Raw genomic sequence first — 14,886 nt, 5'->3', positions numbered from 1 at the left:
GGCAGATGGACTTCCCGGCGGACGTTCCCGCGGACTTCCCGGCACAGGCGCACCCCCAGCCCCACGGCGGCTGGCCCGGCAACGAGCTGGAGGAGGTGCTCTCGGCCTCCCTCGGCATACCCGCCGCGGCCGGCCGGATCATCGACGTGCTGGGCCGGAGCCTGCTCTGGATCCCGCTGCCCAACGGCGGCGGCCCGGACAGCGGCCCGCTCGACCTGCCCACGCTGGAGATCGAGGGCCAGGTCTACGTCCCGGTGTTCAGCTCCGAGGAGCAGCTGCGCCAGGCGACGGGCTCCCACATGTCGTACACCATCGCCCCCGCCGTGGAGTTCGCCCGCGGCCTGCCCCCGCAGGTCGGCATCGCGGTGAACCCCGACGCGCTGGTCGGCATCCCGCTCCCGCCCGCTGCGGTGGCCGAGCTGTGCCGGGCCGGCCGCACCCCGCTGGACGGCCCGAACACCGGCGCCCGGGTCCGCCTCTTCGAGCCCGACTGGCAGGACGACCCGGTCGACTTCCTCTCCGCCGCCTCCGCGGAGTTCGCCGAGACCGGCGTGGTCCTCACCGCCCGCCGCTGCCTGGCCGCCATCGAGACGGACGAGCCGGTCATGTTCGTGGGCGTCGAGCTCTCCCGGTGGGAGGGCGACCTGCGCACCCTGCCCCTCCAGGCCCTGGGCAGAGCCCTCGCCGGCGTCCCGGTCGCGTGGCCGGTCAACCTGGTCCTCATGGACGTCACGGACGACCCGGTGTCCGAATGGATGAAGGCGAACGTCCGCCCCTTCTATCAGTACGGCCACTGAGGCGCCCCTGAGGGGCGCGGGGCCGTGTCCGATATGCGGCTCCGCCGCAGGGGCGCCACGAGCCACGACGCACCCGCACCCGCGCACGTACCCAAGGCGGCAACCCCGTGGGCGCTTAAGCTGTCCCCAAACACGGGGCACAGAAAAGAGAAGGGCACGACAGGTGAGCGCGAGCCACAGCGGCAGCGTCGGCGTGGAACACACGCTGCGCCAGGTCACCCCCGGCCGCTACGACGCCTACGAGGCCCTGCTCCGCGCCCTCGCCACCCCCTCCTCCGGTCAGATCTGGATGCTCCTGTGGCACGGCCAGGCCGGCTCCCCTGACGCCCAGTACGGGAACATGGAGGTCGACGGCTTCCAGTACGCCCCCTGCGTCACCTCCGCCCAGGAGCTCTCGGCCAGCGGCTGGAACCGGTCGTACGAGGTCGTCGACGGGCTCGACGTGGCCCGCACCCTCTATCCCGACCACTACGGCCTCTGGCTCAACCCGCACGCGCCCGGCGGCGGCCTCGGCATCCCCTGGCTGGACCTGCGCCGTATCGCCACGGGCCTGGACCGCCAGCCCGCGGGCCCCCTCCGGCTGGCCGAGCCCGGGATCGAGATCCCGCAGTTCTACGCCCTTCTCACGCAGAACGCCCACCGCACCCCGGCCCTGCGCTCCCTGCGCCGCGCCTGGGTGCAGCCGGCGCTCGGAGCGCCGTACCTCGCCATCGGCCTGGACGTGTACGACACCTCCCCGGCCGCGGTCGACTCGGTGCGCGCGATGATGCAGCAGTCCGTCGGCGCCGTACCGGAGGGCCTGCCGGTCTCGACGGTCGCGATGACCGACGACTACGACCCGGTCGTGATGTGGATGCGGGCCAACGCGCGCCCGTTCTACGACCGCGAGGCCCACGCGGCACCGGCGCCGGCGACCGGTCCAGGATACGGATACACCAGCCCACGGCCCTACTGAGCCGATCGATGTGACGCCGGTCACGATGGGTGCCCGGGTCCTCAACTCCCCTGTTCACCGGCCCGGTTCGGGGCGGGGCGCCCCTCATGATCCACGTCCGACAGGCGATCTTTTCTGTTCGGATAACGGAATCCCCTAGGTGGCATCACGTTTACGCATACTTTCTCCATCAGGCCTGGCGCCTGATCGAGAGCGCGTTGAAGACTCGCCTCTCAAGACGCGAGGCCATCGATCCTGTGCTCGAACCAGTCACAGGACCAGCTGGATCTCTGGGCCGTCACCAAGGTGCGGCCGGCGCAGGGTAAGTGAACCAAGCCGCCCACAGCGGCGGACAAAGGCCGGTCACCACCGGCGAGAGGGGTCAGGTCAACTGTGACCGCACCGATCGAGACCACCGGCGCGGAGGCCGGAGCGCCTCCCGAGTCCGTGCTCGCCGGGGCCAAGAAGAGCCAGATCGAAGGGCGTTCACTCAGCCAGATCGCCTGGACCCGGTTCAAGCGGGACAAGGTGGCCGTGGCGGGCGGGATCGTCGTCATCCTGCTCGTGCTGATGGCGGTGCTCGCCAAGCCGATCGAGTGGATCTTCGGGCTCGACCCGGACAAGTTCCACCAGGACCTCATCGACCCGGCGCTCCTGGCGCCCAAGGGCGGCTGGGGCGGCATGAGCTGGGCCCATCCCCTGGGTGTGGACCCGCAGTACGGCCGCGACATGCTCGCCCGCATCATCGACGGCTCCTGGGTCTCCCTCCTGGTCGCCGGCGGCGCCACCCTCCTCTCGGTGGTCATCGGCACCGTGCTGGGTGTCATCGCCGGCTACTACGGCGGCTGGGTCGACAGCCTCATCAGCAAGCTCATGGACACCTTCCTGGCCTTCCCGCTGCTGCTGTTCGCCATCGCGATCTCGGCCTCGGTGCAGGACGGGTTCTTCGGGCTCAACGGCCTGCCGCTGCGGATCTCCGTGCTGATCTTCGTGATCGGCTTCTTCAGCTGGCCCTACATCGGCCGTATCGTGCGCGCCCAGACGATGACCCTGCGCAGGCGGGAGTTCGTCGAGGCCGCCACCAGTCTGGGAGCCCGTGGCCCGTACATCCTGTTCCGGGAACTGCTCCCCAACCTCGTCGCGCCGATCCTCGTCTACTCGACGCTGATCATCCCGACGAACATCCTCTTCGAGGCTGCGCTGAGCTTCCTCGGAGTCGGTATCGCTCCGCCGCAGGCTTCATGGGGCGGCATGCTCAGCAACGCCGTGGATCTCTACACCGCAGATCCGCAGTACATGTTCGTGCCCGGACTGGCGATCTTCATCACCGTCCTGGCCTTCAACCTGCTGGGTGACGGGCTGCGTGACGCGCTCGACCCTCGCAGCAAGTGATCCATCGATAGAGGGGCTTACCTCACGTGAAGACCAGAAGGGTTATCACCGCCGCGGCCACGGTCACGGTGCTCTCCCTGAGCGCGGCCGCCTGTGGCGGTGGGGGCAAGAGCAGCAGTGGCGGCGGCAGCGGTAGCAAGGACGCGGCACTGAACTCCATCGTCAACGCGTCCACCAAGAAGGGGGGTACGGTCACGCTGGAGGACTCCGACGTGCCGGACTCCCTGGACCCGGGCAACACCTACTACGGCTTCGTGCAGAACTTCTCGCGCCTGTACGCGCGGACGCTCGTCACGTTCAAGCCGGCCGCGGGCAAGGACGGCCTCACGGTCGTCCCGGACCTCGCGACGTCCCTCGGCACGCCGAGCAAGGACGCCAAGACCTGGACCTACCACCTGCGTCCGGGCCTGAAGTTCGACGACGGGTCCCCGATCACGTCCAAGGACGTCAAGTACGCCATCGAGCGCTCCAACTTCGCGCCCGAGGCCCTGTCCAACGGACCGACGTACTTCAAGGCGTACCTGCAGGGCGGCGACAAGTACAAGGGCCCGTACAAGGACAAGAACGGCCTGGCGTCCATCGGCACCCCGGACGACACCACGATCGTCTTCCACCTGAACCAGCCGTTCGCCGACTTCGACTACCTGGCGACCTTCTCCCAGACGGCCCCCGTGCCGCAGGCGAAGGACGACGGTGCGAAGTACGTCCAGCACATCGTGTCCTCCGGTCCCTACAAGTTCTCGTCGTACGAGGAGGGCGCCAGCGCCAGTCTCGTCCGCAACCCGAACTGGGACCCGAAGACGGACCCGATCCGCAAGGCGCTGCCGGACAAGATCAACATCAAGTTCAAGGTCAACCCGGTCTCGATCGACAACGACCTGCTGGCTGACAAGATCACGGCCGACATCGCGGGCGCCGGTGTGCAGCCGCAGACCCAGCCGCGCATCCTGGCCGGCAAGTACGCCAAGCAGACGGACAACTCCTACGCCGGCGCCACCTCGTACATGGCGCTGAACCAGCACGTCGCGCCGTTCGACAACATCCACTGCCGCAAGGCCGTCCAGTGGGCGGTCGACAAGCAGTCGGCGCTCGACGCCATGGGTGGTGCGCCGAAGGGTGACGTCGCCAGCACGCTGCTGCCGCCGAGCGTCAACGGCTACACCAAGTTCGACGAGTACCCGACCCCGGGCAGCAAGGGCGACGTGGCCAAGGCCAAGGCCGAGCTGAAGCTGTGCGGCAAGCCGAACGGCTTCTCCACCACGCTGACAGCCCGTTCCGACCGTCCCGCCGAGGTCGCGGCCGCCACGGCCATCCAGAACTCGCTGAAGGCCGTCGGTATCAACGCCGACATCAAGCAGTTCCCCGCCGGTAAGTACTTCTCCAACTTCGCCGGTGTCCCGAGCTACGTCCACGAGCACAAGCTCGGCATGATGATGACGGCGTGGGGTGCCGACTGGCCGACCGGCTACGGCTTCCTGGACCAGATCGTCGACGGCAGCGCCATCAAGCCCTCGGGCGGCAACAACCTGAGCGAGCTGGACGACCCGAAGATCAACGCGGCGCTCAAGGCCGCCATCTCCAACACCGATGCCGCCGCGCGCACCAAGGCGTGGGGCGACATCGACAAGATGGTGCAGGACAACGCCTCCGTCGTCCCGCTCGTCTACCGCAAGAACCTGCTGATCAGGCCCACGTCCGCGACCAACGTCACGGTCACGCAGGCGTACCTCGGCATGTACGACTACCTGCTGCTGAGCTCCTCGAAGTAACAGCAGGCCGGATACCCCTGAAAGGCAGGTGAAGGCACCGGGTGGCCGGGGCGGACACACCCCGCCCCGGCCACCCGGAGCCGCACAGCTGTGGCTGCGTACATCATCCGACGCGTCTTCGGCGCATTGGTACTGCTGCTGGTGGTCAGCGCAGTCACCTTCGCCATCTTCTTCCTGGTTCCCCGCCTCGGCGGCCAGACAGCCACCCAGCTGGCCACCCAGTACGTCGGCAAGGACGCCAACCCCGAGTCCATCGCCGCGATCAAGCACAACCTGGGTCTCGACCAGCCCATCTACATCCAGTACTGGGACTACATCAAGGGCCTGTTCGTGGGCGCCGACTACAAGTTCGGCCCCGACGCGACGCACTGCAGCGCCCCCTGCTTCGGGTACTCCTTCAAGAGTCACGTCGAAGTGTGGCCCCAGCTCCAGCAGCGCATCCCGGTCTCCTTCTCGCTGGCCGTCGGTGCGGCGGTGATCTGGCTGATCTTCGGTGTGACGACCGGTGTCATCTCGGCGCTCCGCAAGGGCAAGCCGGTGGACCGCGTCGCGATGTTCATCGCGCTCGCCGGCGTCTCCCTCCCGATCTTCTTCACCGGCCAGGTGATCAACGCGCTGTTCGTCTACCAGTGGCCCATCTGGGACAGCACGGACTACGTGCCGTTCACCCAGAACCCGGCCGACTGGGCCTGGCACCTGCTGCTGCCCTGGGTCAGCCTCGCGTTCCTCTTCTCCGCCACCTACGCCCGGCTCACCCGGGCGGGCATGCTGGAGACGATGAGCGAGGACTACATCCGGACGGCGCGCGCCAAGGGCCTCAAGGAGTCCGTGGTCGTCACCAAGCACGGCCTGCGGTCCACGCTCACCCCGATCGTGACGATCTTCGGCATGGACTTCGGCACGCTCATCGGTACCGCGGTGCTCACCGAGACCGTGTTCTCCCTGCAGGGTGTCGGCGCGTACTCCATCCAGGCCATCAAGGACAACGACCTGCCCATCGTGATGGGCGTGACCCTGGTCGCCGCGTTCTTCATCGTCTTCTGCAACCTCGTCGTCGACCTGGTGTACGCAGCCATCGACCCCCGCGTGAGGTACTCGTGAGCAAGCTCGAAAAGGCGGCGCTCGGCGAACCGGCCGGCTCCGCCCCCTCCGACGCCGACGACGCGTTCCTCTCCGTACGCGATCTGCGCATCCACTTCAACACCGACGACGGTCTGGTCAAGTCCGTGGACGGCGTCAGCTTCGATGTGAAGCGGGGCAAGACCCTGGGCATCGTCGGTGAGTCCGGTTCCGGCAAGTCCGTCACCTCGCTGGGCGTGATGGGCCTGCACCGTTCGGCCAACGCCCGGGTCTCCGGCGAGGTCTGGCTGGACGGCCAGGAACTGATCGGTGCCGACCCGGACGAGGTCCGGCGGATGCGTGGCCGCAAGATGGCCATGATCTTCCAGGACCCGCTGTCCGCCATGCACCCCTACTACACGGTCGGGACGCAGATCGTCGAGGCCTACCGGGTCCACCACAAGGTCAGCAAGAAGGTCGCCAAGCAGCGGGCGATCGAGATGCTGGACCGCGTGGGCATCCCGGAGCCCGCCAAGCGCGTCGACGGCTACCCGCACGAGTTCTCCGGCGGTATGCGCCAGCGCGCGATGATCGCGATGGCTCTGGTGAACAACCCCGAGCTGCTCATCGCCGACGAGCCGACCACCGCCCTGGACGTCACCGTGCAGGCGCAGATCCTGGACCTGATCCGGGACCTGCAGAAGGAGTTCGGCTCCGCGGTCATCATGATCACGCACGACCTCGGTGTGGTCGCCGAGATGGCCGACGACCTGCTGGTCATGTACGGCGGCCGGTGCGTGGAGCGCGGCCCGGCCGACGAGGTGTTCGAGACGCCGCGCCACCCCTACACCTGGGGCCTGCTCGGCTCGATGCCGCGGCTGGACCGGGAGGACACCGACCGGCTCATCCCGGTCAAGGGCTCCCCGCCCTCCCTCATCAACGTCCCGTCCGGCTGCGCCTTCAACCCGCGCTGCCCGTACGCGGACATCCCGAAGGACAACGTCACCCGCACGGTCCGTCCCGAGCTGACCGAGGTCGGCAGCGGACACTGGGCGGCCTGCCACATGACGCAGGAGCAGCGGGAGCGTATCTGGACCGAAGAGATTGCGCCGAAGCTGTGAGCGACGAAAAAGTGAGCATCCCCGCGCAGAGTGACGGTGCCACCGCCGAGGACGCCGCCGTCTCCGACGGCGAGATCCTGCTGAAGGTCACCGGACTCCAGAAGCACTTCCCGATCCGCAAGGGCCTGCTGCAGCGGCAGGTCGGGGCGGTGCGCGCCGTCGACGGCATCGACTTCGAGGTGCGCAAGGGCGAGACCCTGGGCGTGGTGGGCGAGTCGGGCTGCGGCAAGTCCACCATGGGCCGGCTGATCACCCGGCTGCTCGAACCGACCGCGGGCACGGTCGAGTTCGAGGGCAAGGACATCACGCACCTCGGCGTCGGCGGGATGCGCCCGATGCGCCGCGATGTGCAGATGATCTTCCAGGACCCGTACTCGTCGCTGAACCCGCGCCACACCATCGGCACGATCGTCGGCGCGCCCTTCAAGCTGCAGGGCGTCGAGCCCGAGGGCGGCATCAAGAAGGAAGTGCAGCGGCTGCTGTCGGTGGTCGGCCTCAACCCCGAGCACTACAACCGCTATCCGCACGAGTTCTCCGGCGGTCAGCGCCAGCGCATCGGCATCGCCCGCGCGCTGGCCCTGAAGCCGAAGCTCGTGGTCGCCGACGAGCCGGTGTCCGCGCTGGACGTGTCGATCCAGGCGCAGGTCGTGAACCTGCTGGACGACCTCCAGGAGGAGCTCGGCCTGACGTACGTGATCATCGCGCACGACCTGTCGGTCGTCCGGCACGTCTCGGACCGGATCGCGGTGATGTACCTCGGCAAGGTCGTGGAGCTCGCCGACCGGGACTCGCTGTACAAGGCGCCGATGCACCCGTACACCAAGGCGCTGATGTCGGCCGTCCCGATCCCGGACCCGAAGCGGAAGCACACGAAGAGCGAGCGCATCCTGCTCAAGGGCGATGTGCCCTCGCCGATCGCGCCGCCGAGCGGCTGCCGCTTCCACACCCGGTGCTGGAAGGCCACGGAGATCTGCCGGTCCACCGAGCCGCAGTTGCTGGAGCTGAGGCCCGGTCAGCGGGTCGCCTGCCACCACCCGGAGAACTTCGCGGACCAGGCCCCGCAGGACACGGTGCTGCTCTCCGCGGCCAAGGAGGCGGCCGAGCTGGTCTCCGACGAGGTCCTCGCGGAGTCGGCCGAGACGTCGGCGGCGGTGGCGGCGGAACTCTCCGAGGGAAGCACCGGGGAGTCCGCTGCGGAGACGGCCGAGGAGTCCGCCGAGGAGACGGCCGAGCCGGTCGCCGAGGAGCCCGCTGTGGAGTCCGCCGAGGAGGCCGCGCAGGAAGCCACCGAGGAGAGCGGCGAGGAGTCCGAGGCCTCCGGTGCGTCGGAGCCCTCCGAGACCGAGACCCAGGAGTCAACCGACAAGTAGCACATGACAACTGGGCAAAGTCATGTACATGCCCGAGCGGGAGAGCGCACAGTCGTCCGTGTCCGACCACTGATCGGTACACGCTCGAAAGGGACGACTGATGGCACTCTCCCGTTCGGCACGTCTGGGGACTGTCGCGACCGCGGCGGTCTCCTTCCTCGTCATCGCCGCCGCGCCCGCCCCCACCCCCGGGGCCCCCGGAATCGGCGACCCCTACTTCCCGCAGCTCGGCAACGGCGGCTTCGACGCCCTCCACTACGACCTCGACGTCGCCTACACCCCCCGTACCGGCCGCCTGGACGGCCGTACGACCCTCACCGCGCGCGCCACCCAGAGCCTCTCCTCCTTAGACCTGGACCTGCAGCAGCTGGACGTCAGCCGCGTCGAAGTCGACGGCAGACGCGCCCAGTTCACCCGCACCGGGGACGAACTCGTCATCACTCCGCGCCACGTCCTCGCCCGGGGCCGCACCTTCCGGGTCACCGTCACCTACGGCGGCGTGCCCCAGCCCCTCGGCGGGCCCATCGTGTTCGGTTCCAAGTACGGCTGGATGAAGACGGCCGACGGCGTCTTCGTCGCCTGCGAGCCCAACGCCGCCTCCACCTGGTTCCCCTCCAGCGACCACCCCGCCGACAAGGCCACCTACGACATCCGGATCAAGGCACCCGAGGGCCTGACCGGCGTATCCAACGGCCGGCTGGTGTCGACGTACGACAAGGGCGGCTCGACGTACACCCACTGGCGCGAGTCGAGGCCGATGGCGACCTACCTCGCGACCGCCACCATCGGGAAGTTCGACGTGCGCACCGGGCGCACTCCCGGCGGCATTCCGATCTACGTCGCCATCGACCCGGTGCTGAAGAACAGCAACAGCGTCGACGTGTACGCCGTCACCGCCGCGGCCACCGACTACTGGTCGCAGATCTTCGGGCCGTACCCGTTCGAGGAGACCGGCGCGATCGTGGACGACATGCCCGAGGCCGGGTTCTCGCTGGAGGTGCAGAGCAAGCCCGCCTACTCGGCCGTGCGCAACGAGACGACCATCGTGCACGAGCTGGCCCACCAGTGGTTCGGTGACTCGGTAAGCGTCAGGCAGTGGAAGGACATCTGGCTCAACGAGGGCTTCGCCACCTACGCCCAGTGGCTGTGGGCGGAGCACCAGGGGACCAGGTCGGCGCACGACTCCTTCCTGGCCGCCTACAACGGCCGTCCCGCCGACAACGCCTTCTGGCAGATCAAGGTCGCGGACCCGCAGCGCGACACCATGTTCGCCTCCGCCGTCTACCAGCGCGGTGCGATGACGCTCCAGATGCTCAGGGAGCGGATCGGCGACCCGGCCTTCTTCAGGCTGCTGCCCGCCTGGACCAGGCTCCACCGGTACGGCAACGCGGACACCGCCGACTTCATCCGCCTCGCCGAGCGGGTCAGTGGGCAGCAGCTGGACGACCTGTTCGACACCTGGCTTTTCACAACAGGGAAACCGGCCCTGTGAGCCTGGCTTTGTAAGGTTCAGGTGCTTCAGCAGGCGACAATGTAGGGGTGCAGCTCCAGCAGATCTTCAGTCCCTCCGTCCAGCACACGCTCGATGTCGTCGGCATCTTCGTGTTCGCGATCTCCGGCGCGCTGCTGGCCGTCCGGAAGAACTTCGACGTCTTCGGCATCGCCGTCCTCGCCGAGGCGACCGCGCTGGGCGGAGGGCTGTTCCGCGACCTGGTCATCGGAGCCGTACCCCCGGCCGCCTTCACCGATCTCGGATACTTCCTGACCCCGCTGCTCGCCGCGCTCGTCGTCTTCTTCCTGCACCCGCACGTGGAACGCATCCAGTCGGCGGTGCTGGTCTTCGACGCGGCGGGCCTCGGCCTGTTCTGCGTCAGCGGTACGACGAAGGCGTACAGCTACGGCCTCAACCTGACCGCGTCGGCGACGCTCGGGCTCGCCACCGCCGTCGGCGGCGGTGTGCTGCGGGACGTCCTCGCCAACGAGGTGCCCTCACTGCTGCGCTGGGACCGCGATCTGTACGCGGTCCCAGCGATCGTGGGTTCCACCATGGTGGTGCTGTGCCTTCGCTATGACGCCCTGACCCCCCTCACCAGTGGGCTCGCGGCCGTCACCGCTTTTGTGCTGCGCCTGCTCGCGATGCGGTTCCACTGGCGAGCTCCGCGCGCGTGGAACCGCCGGTCGACGGTGACCGAGGACTGAGCGGGCTGGCCGTGTGCGTGCGGGTGTGTCCGGCGGTGCCGCCGTGCCCCATCTCCATGGTCAGCCACTCGAACACCGTCGGTACCTGTGGCCGCCACAGCGCCATCGAGTGCCCGCCCATGCTGCGCGGCAGGAACACCACGCGCACGTACGTCGGCGGCTTTGCGATCTGCTCCAGCGCCACACCGGCCTGGTAGCCGTCGCCGTCCTCGCCCGAGATGTACAGCGCGATCCTCGGCGGAGTGCGGTACTTCTTGAGGATGTAGTACGGGTTGTTGGCCCGCCGCAGTTCGATGCTCCCGGCGGCCAGCGAGTTGCGCTCGCCGATCGGGTCGTTGTAGCCGGACAGGCTGATGGCGGCCCGGTAGCGGTCGGGGTGCGCCACGGCGAGCTTGGCCGCACAGTGGGCGCCGGCCGAGTAGCCCGCCGCGGCCCAGCCGTCGGGCGCGGACTCGGCGCGGAAGTTGTCCGTGATCATCTTCGGTACGTCGATGCTCAGCCAGCTGTCCGCGTTCACGGTGCCGGGGATGTTGGCACACCCGGTGTCGATCTTGGCGATCAGGTTCGTCCGCGGGGACACCAGGATGAACGGGGCGACCTGGCCGCTCTTCATGAGCGGCTCCAACTGCTCGTGCACCTTCATGGAGCCGAACCACGCCTTCGCCGAGCCCGGGTAGCCCGACAGCAGCTCGACGACCGGGAACTTCTTGTTCCTGTAGGCCGGCTCGTTGTACTGCGGCGGCAGCCAGACGTAGACCTCGGCGTTGACGCCCGACACCCGGCCCCTGAGCTGGGTGACCTTGACGCCGCCGGCCGCGTGCATGCCGGGGCCGTCGGCCTGGGTGAACTTCTGTTGCACCTTGGGCAGCTTCTTGTACGCGATGCCGCCGGTGCCGTCGGCTCCGAGGTTCGCGGCCTGCTGGACGTGGTTGCCCGTGCCGAGCAGGTCGGCCCAGTTGTCGTACAGGTTGTTGGCGTTGTTGACCAGCACGAAGACGAGCGTGATGGCGGTGACCTGGGCGAACAGCAGCATCAGCACCCGGGCCGCGGCACGCAGGGGCCTGGGCCCGCGCACTCGCGACCACAGTACGAGCGGCAGTATCAGTGCAACCACGGCCAGCACGACGGTCGTGTAGAGGAACGGAGTCCCGGTGAGGCTCATGTCCCCATAGAGGGGAATCCCGGCTCCGGGGTTGTGGACGTGTCCGGACACTTACCGAAGAATTGCCGGAACCTCACCCGGGAGGGGGACAGGACGGCTCCCGCCCGTCGCCGGGACGGGTGCCGTTCATGAGCTGGACACATCACCAAAGCTACCGCTTAGTAGTTTCCTGTTGTACCGTTCAGTCATGCCAGAAGCAGCTTCCGCCCCCTCCCCGTCGCGGGCCGTGATCGGCGACAGCGAGTTCGACCGCGACACCGCGGTCGTCCGGCGCGAGCCCGGTGTCCACGACATCGACCTCTCGGCCGGCTGGACCATCATCAACGCCGTCAACGGTGGCTATCTGCTGGCCGTGCTGGGCCGGGCGCTCGCGGACACGCTTCCGCACCCCGACCCCTTCACCATCTCCGCGCACTACCTCACCGCCTCCCACCCCGGGCCGGCGGTCATCCGCACGGACACCGTCCGCACCGGCCGCACCCTCTCCACCGGCCAGGCCTCCCTCTACCAGTACGACGACGAGGGCAACGAGGTCGAACGCATCCGCGTCCTCGCCTCCTACGGCGACCTCACCACCCTCCCCGACGACGTCCGTACGACGGCCACCCCGCCCGCCATCCCGCCCCTGGACCAGTGCTTCGGCCCGGCCGACGCCCCTGCCCCGGTCGAGGGCAGCTCCGCCATCGCCGACCGCCTGATGCTCAAGCTGGACCCGTCGACCCTCGGGTGGGCCCTCGGCGCTCCCTCGGGCAAGGGGGAGATGCGGGCCTGGTTCGGCCTGGCCGACGGCCGCGACCCCGACCCGCTGTCGCTGTTGCTGACGGTGGACGCCCTGCCGCCCACGGCCTTCGAACTCGGCCTCAAGGGCTGGGTGCCGACCGTCGAACTCACCGTCCACGTCCGCCGCCGCCCGGCCCCCGGCCCGCTCCGGGTGTCCATCACCACCCGCAACCTCGCCGGCGGCTTCCTGGAGGAGGACGCCGAGGTCTGGGACACGGAGGACCACCTGGTCGCCCAGTCCCGCCAACTGGCACGGGTGAGGCTGGGCTGACCCGGGTAGGGGCCGGAGTCGTCGAGGTCGAGGCCGCTGCTCACCCACCCGAGCCCCGCCCGGCTGCCCGCCGATCACCTCATCCGGCCGAGCCCGGCCCCGCTGCCCGCGCGACACCTCACCCACCCCGAGCCCGGCCGAACCGTCGCGGACCGCGGCGCGGCCGGCCGCGCCGCACCCGCAACCGGAACGCGGCCACAAGTCCAACGGCGCGACCCCGCGCTCAGGCTCGGTCGAGGGGGGAGCGGCCCAGCCAGGCCGCCAGTTCGGCGTAGACGTCGGCGCCCTCGGGGGCCTCGCGGCGGATGTCGAAGGGGGTCTCGGCGTCCCGCGGCCGGGAGTCCGGCAGGACCGCGCGGGCGGTGGCGAGGGCGAACTCGGCGAGTTCCGGGTCGAGTTCCAGCGGGTGGCCGAGCGCCTCGGCGAGGTCCCAGGTGTGGGTCACGATCTCCATGACATAGCCCGAGAGCGCCGCATGGCCCGGCACCTCGCCCCACGGCACCCGCACCGGGGACGTCATCCGCTCGTCGCTCGCCCAGGCCCTCAGGACCCGGGCGCGCACCTCGTCGTAGGCCTGCGCCCACTCCTCGTCGGCGACCCCGTCGGCCACGGGCTGCACCGCGAGCCCGTCGCCGCCCTCGCCGACCACCGCGATCCGCCGGGTGCCGCCGACGATGTGGCTCAGCAGGCCCCGTACGTCGAACTCGGAACAGGGCGTCGGGGCGGTGAGGTGTTCGGGACGTACGGTCTTGATCAGGGCCGCCGCCTGCTCGGTGGCGCGGGCGTAGACGGGGCGCGGGTCGGTGAAGCCGGTGGTGGTCATGGTGTGCCTCTCTGTGTCTTCGGGGGCCCGGGGGGACGTCCCCGTGGGCCGGGAGGACGTCTCCGTCGGTCGGTAGGACGAGGATCGCGGGATAACCTGACACCTTCCGTCAACATTTGCGGGAAACTCGCCGAGGGCGCGATCCTGGCCGCGTGAAGTCCGACCGCCTGCTGTCGATCCTGCTGCTCCTGCAGACCCGGGGCCGCGTCCCCGCGCACGAACTCGCCGACCGTCTGGAGGTGTCGGTCCGCACCATCTACCGGGACATCGAGGCGCTGTCGGCCTCCGGCGTGCCCGTGTACGCCGAGCGCGGCCGGCACGGCGGCATCGAACTCCTCGCCGGCTTCCGCACCGACGTCACCGGACTGACCGCCGACGAGTCCCGCGCCCTGTTCATCCTGGCCGCCCAGGGCGCCCACGCCGCGCTCGGCCTCGACGCGGCCCTCGGCTCGGCCCTGCGCAAGGTGATGGCCGCGCTGCCGGTGCCGTACCGGCCCGCCGCCGAGGTGACCAGCCGCCGCATCCTGGTGGACGCCACCCGCTGGAAGAGCGGCCCCCAGCAGGCCGTCGACCTCGAGGTGCTCCAGGACGCGGTCTTCGCCGACCGGCGCCTGAAGCTGCGCTACCGGCACAGCGGGGAGCGGGAGCCACGGACGTACACCGTGGACCCGTACGGCCTGGTCGCCAAGGCCGGGGTCTGGTACCTGGTCGCCGACCGGCGCGGGGCGCCGCGGCTGTTCCGCGCCGACCGGATCCGCTCGGCCCGCGCGCTGGACGAGCCGGTACGGCGCCGCGCCGGGGTCGAACTCGCCGACGCCTGGGAGGCGTTGCGCCGTCAGGTGGAGGAACGACCGGGGGACGGGGTCGATGTCACGGTCCGGGTACGGCGCGAACGGCTCGACATGTTCCAGCGCATGATGGCGGCGCAGCTCACCGAACTCCCCGACGACGACGGCGAGAGCGACTGGGTCACCGCCCGGCTGACCTACCCGGCGCTGCGCGCCGTCCGCCAACTCCTCGCGTTCTCCGACCAGGTGGAGCTGCTGGACCCGCCCGAGGCCCGCGCGGAGCTGCTGGCCGGGGCCCGTTCTGTCGCGGCCCTGTACCAGCAGGGCGCCTGAGCCGGGATTGACAGCCGAAGGAGTAGGGCTGACGGACGGAACGAGGGTCGTACGACGACGGGGCGGCGCGCGCCGGGCGGGCCGCCCC

13 protein-coding genes are annotated in these 14,886 nt (G+C 69.5%); 11 read left to right on the top strand and 2 right to left on the bottom strand.

Annotation, left to right across the window (positions count from 1 at the left end; all coding sequences use genetic code 11):
• Positions 1–5: 5 nt before the first annotated feature.
• The 9 genes from ACFYZB_RS35965 (at position 6) to ACFYZB_RS35925 (ending at position 10,641) form a co-directional block, all read left to right on the top strand.
• Positions 6–797 (top strand): enhanced serine sensitivity protein SseB, encoded by a 792-nt coding sequence (locus ACFYZB_RS35965; protein WP_388765670.1) that lies wholly within the window; start codon positions 6–8, stop codon positions 795–797.
• Between the two features lie 163 nt (positions 798–960).
• Positions 961–1,752, top strand: coding sequence for an enhanced serine sensitivity protein SseB C-terminal domain-containing protein (locus ACFYZB_RS35960; RefSeq protein ID WP_388765667.1), 792 nt, complete (start codon positions 961–963; stop codon positions 1,750–1,752).
• A 372-nt stretch (positions 1,753–2,124) separates the two neighbouring features.
• On the top strand, positions 2,125–3,123 hold the full coding sequence (locus ACFYZB_RS35955; RefSeq protein ID WP_351212710.1) for an ABC transporter permease: 999 nt from the start codon (positions 2,125–2,127) through the stop codon (positions 3,121–3,123).
• Between the two features lie 26 nt (positions 3,124–3,149).
• Positions 3,150–4,892 carry an ABC transporter substrate-binding protein gene (locus ACFYZB_RS35950; RefSeq protein ID WP_388765665.1) on the top strand — a complete coding sequence of 581 codons (1,743 nt, stop codon included), beginning with the start codon at positions 3,150–3,152 and terminating at the stop codon, positions 4,890–4,892.
• Between the two features lie 90 nt (positions 4,893–4,982).
• Positions 4,983–5,993: an ABC transporter permease gene (locus ACFYZB_RS35945; RefSeq protein ID WP_351212712.1), complete on the top strand. Its 1,011-nt coding sequence runs from the start codon at positions 4,983–4,985 to the stop codon at positions 5,991–5,993.
• Positions 5,990–7,072: an ABC transporter ATP-binding protein gene (locus ACFYZB_RS35940; RefSeq protein ID WP_351212714.1), complete on the top strand. Its 1,083-nt coding sequence runs from the start codon at positions 5,990–5,992 to the stop codon at positions 7,070–7,072. The genes ACFYZB_RS35945 and ACFYZB_RS35940 overlap by 4 nt, the downstream gene beginning before the upstream one ends.
• 11 nt (positions 7,073–7,083) lie before the next feature.
• Positions 7,084–8,442, top strand: a complete 1,359-nt coding sequence (locus ACFYZB_RS35935; protein ID WP_388765749.1) for an ABC transporter ATP-binding protein — start codon at positions 7,084–7,086, stop codon at positions 8,440–8,442.
• Positions 8,443–8,542: 100 nt separating this feature from the next.
• On the top strand, positions 8,543–9,934 hold the full coding sequence (locus tag ACFYZB_RS35930; protein WP_388765662.1) for a M1 family metallopeptidase: 1,392 nt from the start codon (positions 8,543–8,545) through the stop codon (positions 9,932–9,934).
• Positions 9,935–9,981: 47 nt separating this feature from the next.
• Complete coding sequence (locus ACFYZB_RS35925; protein WP_351212718.1) at positions 9,982–10,641, top strand: trimeric intracellular cation channel family protein; 660 nt, start codon at positions 9,982–9,984, stop codon at positions 10,639–10,641.
• On the opposite strand, the gene ACFYZB_RS35920 is transcribed toward ACFYZB_RS35925, so the two are convergent.
• Positions 10,550–11,803: an alpha/beta hydrolase-fold protein gene (locus tag ACFYZB_RS35920; protein WP_351212720.1), complete on the bottom strand. Its 1,254-nt coding sequence runs from the start codon at positions 11,801–11,803 to the stop codon at positions 10,550–10,552. The genes ACFYZB_RS35925 and ACFYZB_RS35920 overlap by 92 nt on opposite strands.
• 187 nt (positions 11,804–11,990) lie before the next feature.
• Between ACFYZB_RS35920 and ACFYZB_RS35915 the strand changes: the two genes are divergently transcribed.
• Entirely contained in the window at positions 11,991–12,854 is an 864-nt protein-coding gene (locus ACFYZB_RS35915; RefSeq protein ID WP_351212722.1) for a thioesterase family protein, read from the top strand.
• A 223-nt stretch (positions 12,855–13,077) separates the two neighbouring features.
• Here the strand turns inward: ACFYZB_RS35915 and ACFYZB_RS35910 are convergent, their stop codons facing one another.
• Positions 13,078–13,677, bottom strand: a complete 600-nt coding sequence (locus ACFYZB_RS35910; protein ID WP_388765658.1) for a TIGR03086 family metal-binding protein — start codon at positions 13,675–13,677, stop codon at positions 13,078–13,080.
• A 152-nt stretch (positions 13,678–13,829) separates the two neighbouring features.
• On the opposite strand from ACFYZB_RS35910, the gene ACFYZB_RS35905 reads away from it, so the two are divergent.
• Positions 13,830–14,798, top strand: coding sequence for a helix-turn-helix transcriptional regulator (locus ACFYZB_RS35905; RefSeq protein ID WP_388765655.1), 969 nt, complete (start codon positions 13,830–13,832; stop codon positions 14,796–14,798).
• Positions 14,799–14,886: the final 88 nt, after the last annotated feature.

Origin of the sequence: Streptomyces sp. NPDC001852 (assembly GCF_042891825.1) — a bacterium.
In the GTDB taxonomy this organism is placed as follows: Bacteria; Actinomycetota; Actinomycetes; order Streptomycetales; family Streptomycetaceae; genus Streptomyces.
Note: the sequence above shows the minus strand (reverse complement) of the source record. Positions and strands in the feature narration are given on the sequence as shown.